Source organism: Burkholderia sp. 3C, assembly GCF_054589155.1.
The window spans coordinates 123,095-140,180 of sequence record NZ_BAAILN010000066.1; the positions used below are offsets into that span (position 1 = coordinate 123,095).

Below are 17,086 nucleotides of genomic sequence, written 5' to 3' on the forward strand. Positions count from 1 at the left end.
TTGAACTGCACCGAACCGGCCGTGCCCACGTAGACGACATCGAGCGGCTTCAACTGGAACCGGCTCGACAGCATCAGCGCCTCGGGCTGGGTCATGTCCAGGCGGTAGATGTCGGGGGCGGTCGGGTTGTTCATCATGTCGCGCAGCACGTAGATCTGACGCGGGTTGGCGTCGGTATCGAGCAGCCCGCCGCCGGCCGTCAGCGCATCGGCGATGGTCAGCCGGCCCTTGAGCATCGGCACCGTGACCGGCTGCTTGACCTCGCCCATGATGAACACGCGGCTGTCGGTGCGATCCGGCACGTTGACCACGTCGCCCGGCTGCAGCATCACGTCCTGCGAGGTGTTGCCCTTGTCGAGCAGCGCGTTCGCATCGAGCACGTAGTACTGGCCGTGGCGGGTCAGGCGCACGCGCTGCAGGTCGGCCTCGCTGGTGGTGCCGCCCGAGCGCGTGATCGCGTCGACCAGGCGCAGCGGCACGTCGGTGATCGCCAGCGGGCCGGGCGTCTTGACCTCGCCCGTCACCTGCACCTTCTGGCTGCGGTACGACAGCACGCGCAGGTCCACCTGCGGGTTCTTGACGTAGCGCGACAGCTTGGCGGCCAGCTCCTCGCGCACCGATTGCGCGGTGCGGCCGGCCACCAGCAGGCGGCCCACGAACGGGAAGTAGATCGTGCCGTCCGGGCCGACCGTCTGGCCGTACGGGTCGGCCTGGCCCGGCAGCGCGTTGGTGTAGGGCTGCTGCAGCGCGCCGGCGATGGTTTGCGTGGTGTTGCCGCCGGCCGAGAACGACTGCCCTTGCGGCGTGGTCAGTTCCGGGTGATCCCAGACGGTCACGCCGAGGATGTCCTGCGACTCGATCTTGTACACGTACTGGGTCGGGTCCGGGAACAGGTCGGGCGGCAACGGCCGCTGCACCTGCGAGGCGGCCAGCGCCTGCTCGGCCACCAGTTGCGGCGTGATCATGTGGACGTCGTAGTGCGTGTCGGGCATCGCGCCCTTCTCGTCGAGCCGCGACGTGTTCAGGTAATTGCCGGGCGCGGTCGAGCAGGCCGACAGCAGCGCGGCGATCAGCAGCGGCGCGCAACGCGCCGCGAGGGAGCGCGGAAACAGGCGTGTCAGCATAGTTTGTGCAGCCATCCTTGAACCAGACGTTCGATCAATTCGCAGCTTTCGCGGTAGGCCGCTTCGCTGTGCCCGTGCGGATCGGCGATCTCCGCGTCTTCCCACTTGCCGAGCAGGAACACCTTGCCGCGCGCGCACGGGTCGACCGCCTCGATCGCGTCGATCTGGCGGCGCTCGGTGGTCAGCACCAGGTCGGCGTCGCGCACGATGGCCTGGCTCAGGCGGCGCGAGCGGTGCGTCGAGGCATCCAGGCCGCGCTCGGCGAGCAGCGCCTGCATCACGGGATCGATGTTGTCGCCGTCGTTCGCGTGGATGCCGGCCGAATGGAAGGCGCAGCTTTCCAGCGCCTCCTGGCCATGCGAGCGGAACAGCATCTCGGCGGTCGGGCTGCGGCACACGTTGGCGTGGCAGACGATCAGCACATTGCGGAACATCGCGTTTTCCTCCTCTGCGTCGGTTGCGCGGCGGCGGCGCTCAGGCGCGCGCCTTGTCGGTGGACGTGCCCACGCGCGCGGCCGGCTTGGCGGCAGCGGCCGGCTGGGCCTGCACCGCGTGCGCGCGGCCGATCGCGTGGTATTCGATGCCAAGCTCGCGCATCGCGAGCGGCTCGTAGAGATTGCGGCCGTCGAAGATCACGGCCGACTTCCAGCGCGCGGCCAGCGCCGCGAAATCGGGGCTCTTGAACGCCTTCCATTCGGTGACGATCACCAGCGCGTCGGCGTCTTGCGCCACCTCGCCGGCCTCGTCGACGAACGTCAGCCGTTCGAGATCGTGCTGGCGCTCGGCCAGGTCGAGCGCCAGCACGCGCTGCGCTTCCCGGGTGGCGACCGGGTCGTAGGCGCGCACACTGGCGCCGCGCGCCAGCAGGTCGGCGATCAGCGCGCGGCTCGGTGCCTCGCGCATGTCGTCGGTGTTCGGCTTGAACGCCAGGCCCCAGACGCCGAACGTGCGGCCCGTCAGGTCCTCGCCGAAGCGTGCCGTGATCTTGCGCGCCAGCACCTGCTTCTGCGCGGCGTTGACGTCCGACACGGCGCGCAGGATTTGCAGCGACTGGCCGCTCGCGTCGGCGGTGCGGATCAGCGCCTCGACGTCCTTCGGGAAGCACGAGCCGCCGTAGCCCGCGCCGGCGTACAGGAAGTGATAGCCGATGCGCGGATCGGAGCCGATGCCGCGGCGCACCGCCTCGATGTCGGCGCCCACGCGGTCGGCGAAGTTCGCCAGCTCGTTCATGAACGAGATGCGCGTGGCCAGCATCGCGTTGGCCGCGTACTTGGTGAATTCGGCCGAGCGCACGTCCATGTAGAGCGTGCGGTCGTGATTGCGGTTGAACGGCGCGTACAGCTTCTTCATCAGCTCGCGGGCCTTCTCGCCCGGCACGTCGTCGTCGCAGCCGATCACGATGCGGTCGGGGCGCGCGAAATCGTCCACCGCCGCGCCTTCCTTGAGGAACTCCGGGTTCGACACCACCGAGAACATGGTGTCCACGCCGCGCGCGGCCAGCTCGGCGGCCACCGCCTCGCGCACGCGCTCGGCCGTGCCGACCGGCACCGTCGATTTGTCGACGATCACCTTGAAGCCGGTCATGAACTTGCCGATGTTGCGCGCGGCGGCCAGCACGTATTGCAGGTCGGCCGAGCCGTCCTCGTCCGGCGGCGTGCCCACCGCGATGAACTGCACGTCGCCGTGCGCGACCGCCGAGGCCACGTCGGTCGAGAAGCGCAGGCGGCCCGCGGCGCGGTTGCGCGCGATGATTTCCTTGAGGCCCGGCTCGTGAATCGGCACGCCGCCGTCGTTCAGGACGGCGATCTTCGCGGCGTCCACGTCGAGGCAGAACACGTCGTGGCCGATGTCGGCGAGGCACGCGCCCGTGACGAGTCCCACATAACCGCTGCCGATGATAGTCAGGTTCATTTTTTCAGCCCTTGCGACCGGTGAAGGTCGTTCGCGTTGATCGGAAAAGTGCGGCGGCGCCGGGTGCGGCGCGCCACGGTAAGCGTCAAGCTCAGTACGCGTTGCTGCCGGTGAAGCCCTTCCAGAGCGTCAGCACGACGATCTTGATGTCGAGCCAGAACGACCAGTTCTGCATGTAGTACAGGTCGAGCTTCACGCGGCCGGACATCTTCTCGACGCGGTCGGTTTCGCCGCGAAAGCCGTTGATCTGCGCCCAGCCGGTGATGCCCGGCTTGATGCGGTAGCGGAACATGTAGCCGCGCACCAGATCCTTGTAGATGTCGTCGTGTTCGAGCGCGTGCGGACGCGGCCCGACCACCGACATCTCGCCCTTCAGCACGTTGATGAACTGCGGCAGTTCGTCGAGGCTGGTGCGGCGCAGGAAGCGGCCCACCGGGGTGATCCGCGCGTCGCCCTTGCGCGCCTGCGTGACCTGCCCCTTCACCTCGTTGTGCATCTTCATCGAGCGGAACTTGTAGATGCGGAACTCGTTGCCGTCGATGCCCTTGCGCGTCTGGCGGAAGAACACCGGGCCGGGCGAGGTCAGCTTCACCATCGCCGCGATCATCAGCATGATCGGCGCCAGCATGGTCAGCGCCGCCAGCGCGAACATCCGGTCGAACACGAACTTCGGCAGAATGCGCACGTCGGTGATCGGCGAGGCCGCCAGGTTGATGGCCGGCACGCCGAGCAGCTCCACCACCTCCTGGTTGAAATACGACAGGCTGCGCACGTCCGGAATCAGCCGGATGTTGACGAAGTCGTGCTGGAACTCGGTCACGATGCGGTGGATCTGCTGCTCCTCGGTGATCGGCAGCGCCAGCCACAGCTCGCGCAGCGCGCGGCCGCGCACCAGCCGCACCAGCTCGGAGAAGCGCCGCTCGACCGGCACGCCCTCGCAATCGCGCGTCTCCACCTTGCCGGTCACGTCGAACACGCACGACGGCGTGAAGCCCGCCTCGGGCCGCGCCCGCATCTGCGCGATCAGCCGGCGCGTCACGCCGGTGTCGCCCACGATGCCGACCGCCTTGTGGTTGTAGCCCTCGCGGCGCAGGCTGCGCAGCACCCAGTGCACGCTGGCCTTCGACGCCACCAGCAGCGCGGCGGTGATCACGCCCCAGTAGCCGAGCCACAGCCGCGACAGCTCGCCCGAATGGTGGAAGCTGAAGCTCATCAGGATGCCGGCGCCCTCCACCACGCACCAGGCGCTGGCCACGCGCCACAACAGCGCGCGCACCGGCTTGCCGCGCCAGGATTGGTAGATCCCGAACGCGGGGAAAAACGCGACGATCAGCATGCCGTTGAACAGCACCATCGAACGCTGCAGATCGTCGAGCGCGACGAAGCCGCCGCGATGCAGCGCGGCCGCGATCAGCGCACCCAGCAACGCCATCGCGATATCGATCACTCTCGCCAACACGCTCAACATGGTCGCTCCTTCAGCCTGGACAAATGATCGGGTCGCAGCGCGATACGACACCGTGTCGCTGGCTGCAGGCGCTATTGAAGCGGCAAGAAAATTGTTGCTGCAAGCGCGCAAGTATTTCTAAAAATATTCGGAAAGTTTTGCATTTTTCTGTCGATTTTTTCTGAGCAAATTTTTCCGAATTTAAAGATCATTTGCAGGCACCTGAAATCAGTAAAACGTCGTGACTTGTTTAAAATCAATGACATATCGTTCATTTCATCCTATTCTTTACACTTTTTACGCAGACGAATTTTGATGACGTCACTGACATAATTTTTTATATTTTTACGCCGGACGGCGATCGTGCGGCGCAGCAAAACGCTTTTATCGATTAATTATGTCGTGCTAAAAATATTCGGACCGATCCACCGTCTCGAGGAGTGCCCAATGAACCCTCCGTCCGTCGTCGGCGCCACGCCGAACGTCGTCTCCCCCGCCACGCCCGCTCCCGCAGCCAGCCGCGATGCCGCCACGCCGGCCGCCACCCGCGTGGCCGTGCAGCCGGTCGTGCTGGCGGGCGGTTCCGGCACGCGCCTCTGGCCGATGTCTCGCGAACAGTTCCCCAAGCAGTTGATCGGCTTGCTAGGCAGCGAATCGCTGCTGCAATCGACCACGCGCCGCCTCGAAGGCTATGAAGGCGATCTTCCGGTCTCCGAACGAATCATGGTGGTGTGCGGCGACGATCACCGCTTCACCACGGCCGAGCAACTGCGGCTGGTGGGCAAGGACGCGTCGATCGTGCTCGAACCGTTCGGCCGCGATACCGCCCCGGCACTGACGATCGCCGCGCTGCGCACGATCGCCGAAGGGGGCGACGCGGTGCTGACGGTCATGCCGGCCGATCACGCGGTGGCCGACCTCACGCGCTTCCAGGCCGCCATCGACGCCGCGATCCGCCACGCCGCCCAGGGCCGCATCGCCACCATGGGGATCCTGCCGACCCATGCCGAAACCGGCTACGGCTACATCCGCGTCGGTCAGACAGTCGACGACGGCGGCAAGCTGGCGGTGCGCAAGCTCGAACGCTTCGTCGAAAAGCCGCACCTCGAACTGGCGCAGCAATATGTTTCGTCGGGCGACTACCTCTGGAACAGCGGCATTTTCGTGGTGCGCGCATCGATGTGGCTGAAGGCGATCAAGCACTTCCAGCCGCAGATCCATGCGGCCTGCGAACGCGCGGTGGCCAACGGCACCGACGACGGCACGTTCTTCCGCCTGCACCGCGAGAGCTTCGGCGAATCGCCGTCGAATTCGATCGATTACTCGGTCATGGAGCCGCTCGTCAACGCGCCGGAGCTGTGCGAAAGCGTGGTGGTGCCGCTCGATGCAGGCTGGTCGGATGTGGGCTCGTGGGATGCGATCTGGCAGATCTCGGAGAAGGACGACGGCGGCAACGTCGCGCGCGGGCGCGTGATGTTCGAGGGCGCGTCGAACACGTTCGCGCATTCGGAAGGCCGACTGATCGCCTGCGTCGGCACGCGCGACATGATCGTGGTGGAAACGCCCGACGCGGTGCTGGTGGCCGACAAGGCCAACGTTCAGGACGTCAAGAAGATCGTCAAGCAACTGAAGGCCGAAGCCGGCGCCGAAGCCACCAACCATCGCAAGGTGCATCGCCCGTGGGGCCATTACGATTCGGTCGACATGGGCGAGCGCTTCCAGGTCAAGCGGATCGTCGTGAAGCCGGGCGCGCAGCTTTCGCTGCAGATGCATCACCATCGCGCCGAGCACTGGATCGTGGTGAGCGGCACGGCGCGCATCACGCGCGGCGACGAAACGTTCCTGCTGTCGGAAAACGAATCGACCTATATCCCGCTCGGCACCACGCACCGGCTCGACAACCCGGGCAAGATGCCGCTCGAACTGATCGAGGTGCAATCGGGTTCGTATCTGGGCGAGGACGATATCGTCCGCTTCGACGATACGTACGGCCGAGGCTGATGCGCGGCGGCTCGATGCCGCGTTGAATCGAACACGAAGGTCCGCCTCGCGGCGGCCTGTTGCGTACCGGCAAGGTGCGTGGCGGGCCGCCGCGTTTTTGTTTGGGTGTGCGTAGTGTTGGCGGTGGCGCTTCGGCGGTGGCGCTTCGGCGGTGGCGCTTCGGCGTTGGCGCTTCGGCGTTGGCGCTTCAGCACTTCGTCATCCTGACGGATAACGAAGCGCCGGCTGCATGAAAAACGCCGACGGCCCGAAGGCGCCGGCGTGTGGCCCATCATGCTCCGCGACAGAGCCGCCTGAGAAAGCGCGGCAGCCCGGTGCGATTTATCCGATCTGGTAAGCGAATTCGCGGTGCGGCAGGTCCAGCGAACGCGCCGCAGCCTCACCCAATTCGTCTTCGGTGGGATTCAGGCGTTCGCTGCCGAAGTGACGAATGTTGTTGCGGTCGTTCGGCACGAGCGTCGACAGCGTGGCGAGCGCGGCCGACACCGGGTGCACGGTGCGCAGCTTCGGCAGCGACACCGGCTCGTGATTCGCGAGCGGCACCGAGGCCGGTGCGGCCACCGTCGCGGTCGGCAGTTCGGCATCCGCCTCGAGCACGCGGTGCTGGTCGACCCAGTCGCGCGCCCAGGCAATCGCGAAACGCTCGGCCGCCTCGGGATCGGAGAAGCGCGGGCCGATCAGGCCCGAGCGTTCGACACGGCGGCCGTCCTGCGCGATCTCGGCCCAGGCGCGATACATCATGTTCTGCACCGGCTGCGCGGTGCCGTACAGCGTGAAGCCACAGTACGGCTCCGATTGCGGCGCGACGGTCGCGAAACGCACCGACACGGGCCGCGGATGCTCACCCTCCGCATTCGCTTCGGATTCCGCAGGATTGGCGGCACGCGCGGCCGGCTCGGCGTGCAGCGCCACGGCGGCGGCCTGCACGGGCGGCAGCAGTTGCGCGAGTTGCCGCGCTGCAGGTTGCGGCTGCACGGCCAGCGGCGCGGGCGGCTCGATCGACGCGGCCACCGGTGCTTCGCGCACCGTCTGACGCATGCCGGCTTCGTCTTCCTCGTCGCACCAGTTGTCGGCCTCGGCCACCGGCAGGCGCCACGATTCGGGGTTCTGCCAGAACACGCCGCGCAGCCGATCGTTATTGACGACCGGCTCGTCGCTCGCGGCAGGCACCACGAGTTCGGGCGGCGGTGGCGGCACGTAGGCGAACGTGCGGCGGCTCATGTCGGTCAGCATCGCGACCATCTCGCCGAGCGTGCCGCTTGCCAGCCATTCCTCGAAACGGCGGCGGCAGGTGGGGCCGGACGGATAGCGGCCCGGCAGCTTGGACCAGGGTTCGCCGGTGGTCAGAATCCACAGGATCGCGTTCGCCACCACGCGCGTTTCCGCGCGCGGGCGCCCGCGACGATTCAGCCGGATCGGCTCGTCCGCGATCAGCGTCGATACGCGTGTCCATTCTTCATCGTTCAGCTCATCGAAGAACATAGATATCTCCACACGCAGCCGGGCCGGGGCTGCGATCGGGGCGACATGACCGTGTGGCATGCACGATCATGGCCGGGTTGCACATTGGACGATTACCGGGTGTGCCGTACCGATGCATTGCGCACTGAAGCGGTGCTGCAATTCACGGCATCGATGCACGAAACCCCTTTCGCTATGGGATGCGGAATTTAATGTGCATGAAGCATACCACCATCAGGGTTTGCCTCAATATGACAATCTCGTATTGTTACCCGCTGAAACAAGGAATGGATTCAGCCACAAAATGGTAATCCATGCCGCCTCTAAACACGCCGCCCCATCGCGCTAAAACCCTTTACCAGCATGGATTTCGTGGATTGTCATATTTGCTTACGATTTGTTTCAGGTCGCGATAACGAATTAGAAAAGGAATGATTTTCCGACTGTGATCTGCAATCGGTAAATTAGCCGGAAATTGATCGACAAATGTCGCAATTCAATTGCAAACCGTGCAATCAATTGATGGAGTGGTTCGCCGTTTCGATCGCAATAACCCCGCTCGCCGGAATACCGCGCATCAAACGGCGATGCCCGCTGGCCGCGGGCGGCAACCCTGACCGGGAACACGAACTGCTCGCGAAGGCCGCAGCCCCCTGATACGCGACGATTGCATCGTCGGCAAACTTCGGGATGCGAACGGATGCGCGGGCATCCGTCCGCATAGTGCCCTGCTGGCGCTTAGAACTTCCAGAGCAGGTTGCCGAGCACCGCGTTGTCGCGCACGCCGCTGCCGTACTGGCCGCTGTACGTCAGGCCCAGCTTCAGGCGCCGCGTCAGGTTCGCATCGATGCCCAGCTCCACCACCGCCGCGTCGCGCGCGATCGGCACGCCGGCCACCTGGAACGCGCCGCCGCCGCTGACGAACGAGAACGTCGAATTCGGCGTGGTCGAGCCGAACGCGTGACGCCAGCCCGCCATCGCGCGCGCCGTGAAGCCGCCGTTCGACATCACGCTGAACTTGGTCGCCGCGCGCAGACCCGCCGTCGAGAAGCCGATGTTGTTCGACGCGCTGTTGCCGCGCAGCGCCGAGGCCCCACCCGTCTCGCTCAAGGCGTCGGTATGCAGATTCACGTAAGCGAGGTTCAGGAACGGTTCGAGCGCGATCGGGCCGGCCGGCAGCGCGTAGCCGACTTCGCCGAACACCTGCGCCGTCTGCGCGTCGAGGCTGCTTTGCGCGTGATCCGAGAAGCCCGCGAACGACGGATAGCGATCGCCGTCGATGCGGTGCCACGTGTAGGCCGCACCGCCGCGCACGCCGAGCGCGCCGAACTGGCCGCCGCCGTACAGCGACACCGAGTAGCTGTCGGCGCTGGCCGACGATTGCGTGTCGTTGTCGAAGCTGCTGTGCGTGACGCTGCCGGCCAGGCCCGCGCGCCAGTGGTCGCCGAGGCCCATGTCGGCGCCGGCGATGAAGCCCGTCATGCTGCGCGAGAGGGAGGACGCGTTGCCGTCGCCATCGAGCCGGCTGCGGCCGCCGAACGCCTGCCCCCACACCACCGGTTGATACGGCGCGGCCTGGCAGCGCTGCTGCGCAGCCGCGGCGCCGGCCGGGCCGGACAGTGCCGAGTTGGCGTCGCCGCACACCGATGCGCCGCCCGAAGCGAGCGCCGCCAGCGGCCCGCTGGAGGCGCCGAGGCCCTGACGCACGCGATCCGTTACCGCATCGCGCACGTAACGGCTGTCGGTCAGCAGCACGCTCTTGATGCTCGCGTACAGCTCGCCGTCGAGCGCGTTGAACGCCGCGCGCGCGTTGTTCGCGTCGCTCGACAGCACCACGCTGTAGATCGGATTGCCGACACCGAGCGTGCCGATCGCGTTGGCGACCTGACGCTGGTTGCCGGTTTGCGCGACATCGGCAAACGAGGTGCCGTTCGTCACCAGGCTCAACACGACACGGTTGGCGTCGTAGCCGAGCAGCGGCTTCAGGAATGCAAGGTTGCTGTTCACGCCGCTGAACGTGCCGTTCACGCCGCCGTTCGCGCTGACGATGGTGTAGCGCGTGAGCGGCGCATACGTGCCCGTGTTCGCCAGCACCTGCACCGTGCCGCCGTTGAGCTGCGCGCTGCCGGTGGCGGCGACCGAACCGCTTTGCTGCGGCGTGGCGGCGACCTGCAGCGTCGAGCCGGGCTGGAACGTCACGTTGCCCGCCACGTTCAGCGCCGAGCCGGGCTGGTTCGCGGCCGCCGTCGCGCCGCTGTTGACTACCAGCCCGCCGAGGGTGCCCGCGCCGGTGACGGTTGCGCCGTTGTTGACGGTCACGGTCGATTGCGCCAGCGAGCCGGCCACGTTCAACGTGCCGGCCGCCACCGTGGTGGGGCCGCTCAGCGTGCTCGCGCCGGTCAGCGTCAACTGGCCGTTGCCGGCCTGCGTCAGCGAACCGGTGCCGCTGATCGCGCCGTCGTACGTGATGTTGTCGCCACGCGCGAACAGCAGGCGGCCGAAGTTGACGACGTTGCCTCGGATCGAACCGGCGCTGCCGCCGTCGCCGATCTGCAGCGTGCCGCCACCGATCGTGGTGCCGCCCGTGTAGCTGTTCTCGCCGGTCAGCGTGAGCATGCCGGCGCCGCTTTTGGTCAGCGAGCCCGCGCCCGTCAGCAAGCCGCCGTAGGTGCCGCTGCTGGCCGTGAGGCCGCCCGTGCCAGTGTCGATGGTGCTGCCGGCCGCGCCGTTCAGCGCGTCGAGCGTCAGCGCGGTGGTGCCGAGCAGCAGGCTGCCGCCGTTGACCGTCAGCGAGCCGACGCCGAGCGCCTGCGCGTTGCCGAGCGAGAGCGTGCCCGCGTTCAGCGTGGTGCCGCCGCTGAAGGTATTCGCGCCGGTGAGCGTGAGCGCCGCGTTGCCGTTCTTGACGAGGCCGCCGGTGCCCGACACCGTGCCGGCCAGCGTCAGATCCTGAGTGCCGGCGATGGTCGCCGTGCTGCCCAGGCTGACGGCATTGTTGAGCGTGACCGCCGTGGACGCATCGAGCGTGGCCGGGGCCGTCACGTTCAACGCGCCGGTGCCGAGCGCGCCGTTCGATCCCACCACCAGCGTGCCGCCCGTCACGGTCGTGCCGCCGCTGTAGGTGCTGTCGGATGTCAGCGTCTGGGTGCCCGCACCGGCCTTGACGAGGCCGCCCGTGCCGCCGATCGCGCCACCGAAGCTGGCGTTGCCCGCGTTGCCGACCGTCAGCGTGTTGCCGCCCAGCGCCACCGACGAACCGGCCGCGCCGTTCAGGCCGCCGATGGTTTGCGGCGTGGTGGCGCCGCTCAGGTCGAACGTCGTGCCCGCGTTCGCGAGGTTGACATCGCCCGCGGGGGCCAGCGAACCGCCCGCGCCGATCGCCAGCGTGCCCGCGTTGACGGTTGCGCCGCCGGTGAAGGTGTTGGTGCCGGTCAGCGTCTGCGTGCCGGTGCCTTGCTTGACGAGGCCCCCGGTGCCGCCGATCGCGCCGCCGAACGTGGCGTTGCCCGCATTGCCGAGGTTCAGGGTGTTGGCACCCAGCGACACGCTCGTGCCGGCCACGCCGCTCAGGCCGCCGATGGTTTGCGGCGTGGTCGCGCCGCTCAGGTCGAACGTCGTGCCTGCGTTCGCGAGGTCGAGGCCGCCGCTTGCGGCGAGCGACCCACCCGCGCCGATCGCCAGCGTGCCCGCGTTGACGGTGGTGCCGCCGGTGTAGGTGTTCGCGCCGGTCAGCGTTTCCGTGCCGGCGCCTTGCTTGACGAGGCCGCCCGTGCCGGCGATCGTGCCGCCAAAGGCTGCGTTGCCGGCGTCGCCGAGGCTCAGTGTGTTGGCGCCGAGCGCGACCGTCGTGCCGGTCGCGCCCGTCAGGCCAGCGATCGTCTGCGGTGTGGTCGCGCCGCTCAGATCGAACGCCGCGCCCGAGTTCGCGAGGTTGAGGCTGTTGCCCGCTGCGAGCGAGCCGCCTGCGCCGATCGCCAGCGTGCCGGCATTGACGGTCGCGCCACCGGTGAAGGTGTTCGCGCCCGTCAGCGTTTCGGTGCCGGTGCCTTGTTTCGTGATGCCACCCGTGCCGGTGATCGAACCGCCGAACGTGGCGTTGCCGGCATCGCCGAGGCTCAAGTTGTTGCCGCCCAGCGCAACCGTGGAGCCGGCCGCGCCGCTCAGGCCGCCGACGGCCTGCGGCGTGGTCGCGCCGCTCACGTCGAACGTCGTGCCCGCGTTCGCGAGGTCGAGGCCGCCGCCTGCCGCCAGCGAGCCGCCTGCGCCAATTGCCAGCGTGCCGGCGTTGACGGTCGTGCCGCCCGTGTAGGTGTTGGCACCCGTCAGCGTTTCCGTACCCGTACCGATCTTCGTGATGCCGCCCGTGCCCGAGATCGTGCCGCCGAACGTTTCGCTGCCCGCGTCGCCGAAGCTCAGGCCGTTGCCGCCCAGCGACACGCTCGTGCCGGCCGCGCCGCTCAGGCCACCGATCGTCTGTGCTGCGCTCGCACCGCTGATATCGAAGCCCGCACCCGAATTCGCGAGATTGACGCGGCTGCCGGCCGCGAGCGAACCGCCCGTGCCGATCGCCAGCGTGCCGGCATTGACGGTCGCGCCGCCCGTGAAGGTGTTGGCACCCGTCAGCGTCTCGGTGCCGGTGCCTTGTTTCGTGATGCCGGCCGTGCCCGTGATCGCGCCGCCGAACGTTGCGTTGCCCGAATCGCCGAGGCTCAGGCCGTTGCTGCCCAACGACACCGTCGTGCCGGCCGCGCCGCTCAAACCACCGATCGTCTGCGGCGTGGTTGCGCCGCTCAGGTCGAGCGCCGCGCCCGCATTCGCGAGGTTGACGCCGCCCGTCGCGGCCAGCGAACCGCCTGCGCCAATCGCCAGCGTGCCCGCATCGACGGTCGTGCCGCCCGTGTAGGTGTTGGCGCCCGTCAGCGTTTCCGTGCCCGCGCCAAGCTTGGTGACGCCGCCCGTGCCCGCGATCGTGCCGCCAAAGGTTTCGCTGCCCGCGTCGCCGAAACTCAGGCTGTTGGTGCCCAAGGTCACGTTCGTACCGGCCGCACCGCTGAGGCCACCGATCGCCTGCGGCGTGGTCGCACCGCTCAGGTCGAGCGCCGTGTCGGCATTCGCCAGGTTGACGCTGCCGCCGGCCGCGAGCGAACCGCCCGCGCCGATCGCCAGCGTGCCTGCGTTGATGGTGGTGCCCCCCGTGAAGGTGTTCGCGCCCGTCAGCGTTTCGGTGCCGGTGCCTTGTTTCGTGATGCCGCCCGTGCCGACGATCGCGCCGCCGAACGTTTCGTCGCCCGTATCGCCGAAGCCCAGGTTGTTGGCGCCGAGACTGACCGTGGAACCGGCCGCGCCGCTCAGGCCGCCGAGGCTTTGCGGCGTGGTTGCAGCGCTCAGGTCGAACGTCGTGCCGGTATTGGCGAGGTCGAGGTTGCTGCCGGCCGCGAGCGAACCGCCTGCGCCGATCGCCAGCGTGCCCGCGTTGATGGTCGCGCCGCCGGTGAAGGTGTTCGCGCCCGTCAGCGTTTCCGTGCCGGCGCCTTGTTTCGTGATGCCGCCCGTGCCGGTGATCGAACCGCCGAACGTGGCGTTGCCGGCATCGCCGAGGCTCAACCCATTGCCGCCCAGCGACACGCTCGTGCCGGCCGCGCCGCTCAGGCCGCCGATCGTCTGCGGCATGGTCGCGCCGCTCAGATCGAGCGCCGCCCCCGTATTCGCGAGGTTGACACCGCCCGTCGCAGCCAGCGAACCGCCCGCACCGATCGCCAGCGTGCCCGCGTTGACGGTCGTGCCGCCCGTGTAGGTGTTGGCACCCGTCAGCGTCTCCTTGCCTGTGCCGATCTTCGTGATGCCGCCCGTGCCCGAAATCGTGCCGCCGAACGTTTCGCTGCCCGCGTCGCCGAAGCTCAGGCCGTTGCCGCCCAGCGACACGCTCGTGCCGGCCGCGCCGCTCAGGCCGCCGATCGTCTGCGACGTGCTCGCGCCGCTGATATCAAACCCCGTTCCCGCATTCGCGAGGTTGACACTGCTGCCGGCTGCGAGCGAACCACCCGCGCCGATCGCCAGTGTGCCCGCGTTGATGGTCGCGCCGCCGGTGAAGGTGTTGGCGCCCGTCAGCGTTTCCGTGCCGGTGCCTTGTTTCGTGATGCCGGCCGTGCCCGTGATTGCGCCGCCGAACGTGGCATTGCCCGCATCGCCGAAGCTCAGGCCGTTGCCGCCCAGCGCCACCGTCGTGCCGGCCGCGCCCGACAGGCTGCCGATCGTCTGCGCCGCCCCCGCAGCACTGATATCGAAACGCGCCCCCGTGACGCCGAGGTTGACCGTGCCTGTCGCCGCCAGCGAACCGCCCGCGCCGAGCGCCAGCGTGCCGGCGTTGATGGTGGTGCCGCCCGTGTAGGTGTTCGCACCCGTCAGCGTTTCCGTGCCGCTGCCTTTCTTCGTGACGCCGCCCGTGCCGCCGATCGTGCCGGCGAAGGTGGCGTTGCCTGCACCGCCGAGGCTCAGGCTGTTGCCGCCCAGCGCCACGGCCGAACCGGCCGCGCCGCTCAGGCTGCCGATCGACTGCGGCGTGCTCGCGCCGCTCAGGTCGAGCGCCGTGCCGGCATTCGCCAGGTTGACGCTACCCGTGGCCGCGAGGGAGCCGCCCGCGCCGATCGCCAGCGTGCCCGCGTTGACCGTGGTGCCGCCCGTGTAGGTATTCGCGCCCGTCAGCGTTTCCGTGCCGCTGCCCTGCTTGACCAGGCCACCGGTGCCAATGACCGCGCTGCCGAGCGTCTGGTTGGTGGCGTTGCCGAACGTCAGCGCGTTCGCGCCGAGATTGACCGTGGTGCCGGCCACGCCCGACAGCGCACCGACCGTCTGGTTCGCACCCGCGCCGCTGATATCGAAGCTCGCGCCGGCCGAGCCGAGATTGACGCTGCCGCCGGCCGCGAGCGACCCGCCCGCGCCCAGTGCCAACGTGCCGCCGTTGATGGTGGTGCCACCCGTATAGGTGTTCGCGCCCGTCAGCGTTTCCGTGCCGGTGCCCTGCTTGACGACCGCGCCCGTGCCCGTGCCGCCGATGGTGCCGCCGAACGCCTGATTGGTCGCGTCGCCGAACGTCAGCGCGTTCGCCCCGAGCGCGACGGTGGTGCCGGCCGCGCCCGACAGCGCACCGATCGTCTGGTTCGCGCCGGAGGCGCTGATGTCGAAGCCGGCGCCCGCGCCGCTCAGGTTGACCGCGCCGGTGGCCGCCAGCGAGCCGCCCGCGCCCAGCGCCAGCGTGCCCGCGTTGATGGTGGTGCCGCCGGTGTAGGTGTTCGCGCCCGTCAACGTGACGGTGGCCGCGCCGTCCTTGGCCACACCGCCCGCACCGGAGATCGCGCCGCCCAGGTTCATCGCGTTGCTGCCGCCCAGATCGAGCGTGGCACCGGCGTTTACCGCGATCTGGTTCGACAGCGAAACGGCCTGGCTGCTGTCGAGCGTCGCGTTGCCGCCCACCGTCACCGTGCCGGTGCCGAGCGCCGCGTTGTTGCCGACCACCACCTTGCCCGCATTCAGCTTGGTACCGCCCGTGTAGGTATTCACGCCGGTCAGCGTCAGCGTGCCGGAACCCGCCTGGGTCAACGCGCCGCCGCCCGAGATCGTGCCGCTCAAGCCGAGCCCCGACGCGCCGCTCACGGTCAGGCCGTTGCCGCTCAGGCCGATCGCGTTCGAGAGCGTCAAGCCCGGCGTGGCCGCCTGGATCGCGCCGCCGTTCGAGCTGATCGTGCCGGTGCCGAGCGAGGCCGCATTGTCGACCACGGCCGTCGCGCCGTTGCCGAGCGAGGCATCGGCCACGCTCGACGCGCCGCTCAAGGTCCAGGTGCCGCTCTGCACGTCGAGATGGTTGAAGTTGACGTAGCCGCTGTTGCTGATGCTGCCCGTGGCCGAGGTGCCCTGCTGCAGCGACAGCGTGTTGTTGCCGCCCGCGCCGCCATCCACCGTGCCGGTTGCCGCGAAGCCGATCGTGACCGCGCCGATCCCGAGATTGACCGCCAGGCCCGTGCCGCCCGCCGCGTTGACCGACGAATCGGTGGTGGCAATGAACTGGTTCGTGCTGTTCTGGCCCATCGACACGCTGCCGTTCACGGTGCCGGAATTCGTGAACGTATTGCCGCCCGCCGAACTGCCCAGCGCGACCCGGCCCGTGATCGTGCCCGAGTTGTTGACGTTGACCTGCCCGCCACCGTAGGCCGCGATCACGCCCGCATCCGGCCCGAGCAACGTGGCGCCGATGATGCCGCTGGTGGCCATCGTGCCGGTATTCGTGATGTTGGTGGTGCCGCCCGCACCGTTCTGCACCGCGAGCGCCATGCCGGTCAGGCCGATCGACAACCCGGTGGTGCCGTTCATGGAGCCGTTGTTGGTGATCGTCTGCGTGCTGGCCGACGCGTTGCCCATCACCACGCCCGAGGACAGCACGCCGAGCCCGGTGCCGAGCAGCGTGGGATCGATCCGGCCGTTGTTGGTCAACGTGTCGTTGCTGCCGGTCAGCGTCATCGCGTTGCCGCCCACACCCAGCAGCACGCCCACGCTGCCGCCCGGATTCACCGTCACGTTCAGGTTGCTCGCACCATTCGAAAAACTGGGGGCGAGCGGGTTGGCCGCGCCGCTGCACGTGACGTTGCTGCCCGCGGTCGTACAGGCCGCGTGAGCCGGAATGATCCCGGCCCCGACCAATGCGAGGAATACGCCCATCGCGGGCAGGATTTTCGGCACATCAGATTCATGCGGATCGCGAGCGCGGACCATTCTTTATTCCCCAATCATGTTTGAGCGGATACGGATTTTTTGGGTTTCTGATCGATCATCGGAAAAAACCAATGGCACCGATCTATATCGCCATATTCGATCGCCGCCCGGCTGCCGGAAAACGGCGCGCACGCGCCGTCACGCGGCGACACGCGGCGACACGGCGTAACGAATATTCACCACGGCAACACGACAACGGGAAAACGCAACGCCAGCGTGGCAAACCACGCCAACGCCACCGCCCGCCTTGTCAGGCAAGCACCATCCGAACCGACGATCCACGCCCGGCGTTTCTCGATACGCGAACCGCTATATCGAGTGCCTCAAACGGGAAATTTGCCTCCCGCCTATGTTTGTTATTTTTCAGGTCGAGTCAGAT

At 68.1% G+C, this 17,086-nt stretch carries 8 protein-coding genes; 2 read left to right on the forward strand and 6 right to left on the reverse strand.

All coding sequences use genetic code 11. The features are described from left to right. From ACYP33_RS10885 to ACYP33_RS10900, 4 genes are all read right to left on the reverse strand, one after another. Positions 1-1,112 (reverse strand): polysaccharide biosynthesis/export family protein (locus ACYP33_RS10885; protein WP_459621925.1); only part of this gene is annotated, 1,112 nt, incomplete at its 3' end. 5 nt (positions 1,113-1,117) lie between these two features. Then, entirely contained in the window at positions 1,118-1,558 is a 441-nt protein-coding gene (locus ACYP33_RS10890) for a low molecular weight protein-tyrosine-phosphatase (RefSeq protein WP_414446937.1), read from the reverse strand. A gap of 40 nt (positions 1,559-1,598) precedes the next feature. Next, positions 1,599-3,035 carry a UDP-glucose dehydrogenase family protein gene (locus ACYP33_RS10895; protein ID WP_459621569.1) on the reverse strand — a complete coding sequence of 479 codons (1,437 nt, stop codon included), beginning with the start codon at positions 3,033-3,035 and terminating at the stop codon, positions 1,599-1,601. A 91-nt stretch (positions 3,036-3,126) separates the two neighbouring features. After that, the gene (locus tag ACYP33_RS10900) at positions 3,127-4,503 is read right to left on the reverse strand and encodes an undecaprenyl-phosphate glucose phosphotransferase (RefSeq protein ID WP_459621570.1); all 1,377 of its coding nucleotides are present in this window, start codon (positions 4,501-4,503) and stop codon (positions 3,127-3,129) included. A gap of 426 nt (positions 4,504-4,929) precedes the next feature. Between ACYP33_RS10900 and ACYP33_RS10905 the strand changes: the two genes are divergently transcribed. Further along, positions 4,930-6,483, forward strand: a complete 1,554-nt coding sequence (locus tag ACYP33_RS10905; RefSeq protein ID WP_459621572.1) for a mannose-1-phosphate guanylyltransferase/mannose-6-phosphate isomerase — start codon at positions 4,930-4,932, stop codon at positions 6,481-6,483. Between the two features lie 321 nt (positions 6,484-6,804). Here the strand turns inward: ACYP33_RS10905 and ACYP33_RS10910 are convergent, their stop codons facing one another. After that, positions 6,805-7,965, reverse strand: coding sequence for a transposase (locus ACYP33_RS10910; RefSeq protein WP_459621574.1), 1,161 nt, complete (start codon positions 7,963-7,965; stop codon positions 6,805-6,807). A gap of 465 nt (positions 7,966-8,430) precedes the next feature. On the opposite strand from ACYP33_RS10910, the gene ACYP33_RS10915 reads away from it, so the two are divergent. Then, positions 8,431-8,601 (forward strand): hypothetical protein, encoded by a 171-nt coding sequence (locus ACYP33_RS10915; RefSeq protein WP_414446932.1) that lies wholly within the window; start codon positions 8,431-8,433, stop codon positions 8,599-8,601. Between the two features lie 81 nt (positions 8,602-8,682). Here ACYP33_RS10915 and ACYP33_RS10920 read toward each other — a convergent pair whose 3' ends face one another. Then, the gene (locus tag ACYP33_RS10920) at positions 8,683-16,707 is read right to left on the reverse strand and encodes an autotransporter-associated beta strand repeat-containing protein (RefSeq protein ID WP_459621577.1); all 8,025 of its coding nucleotides are present in this window, start codon (positions 16,705-16,707) and stop codon (positions 8,683-8,685) included. Positions 16,708-17,086 lie beyond the last annotated feature (379 nt).

Bases quoted from the DNA above. Each gene is read 5' to 3' on its own strand.
- ACYP33_RS10890 (WP_414446937.1), bottom strand. From the start codon at position 1,558: ATGTTCCGCAATGTGCTGATCGTCTGCCACGCCAACGTGTGCCGCAGC.
- ACYP33_RS10895 (WP_459621569.1), bottom strand. From the start codon at position 3,035: ATGAACCTGACTATCATCGGCAGCGGTTATGTGGGACTCGTCACGGGC.
- ACYP33_RS10900 (WP_459621570.1), bottom strand. From the start codon at position 4,503: ATGTTGAGCGTGTTGGCGAGAGTGATCGATATCGCGATGGCGTTGCTG.
- ACYP33_RS10905 (WP_459621572.1), top strand. From the start codon at position 4,930: ATGAACCCTCCGTCCGTCGTCGGCGCCACGCCGAACGTCGTCTCCCCC.
- ACYP33_RS10910 (WP_459621574.1), bottom strand. From the start codon at position 7,965: ATGTTCTTCGATGAGCTGAACGATGAAGAATGGACACGCGTATCGACG.
- ACYP33_RS10915 (WP_414446932.1), top strand. From the start codon at position 8,431: ATGTCGCAATTCAATTGCAAACCGTGCAATCAATTGATGGAGTGGTTC.
- ACYP33_RS10920 (WP_459621577.1), bottom strand. From the start codon at position 16,707: ATGGTCCGCGCTCGCGATCCGCATGAATCTGATGTGCCGAAAATCCTG.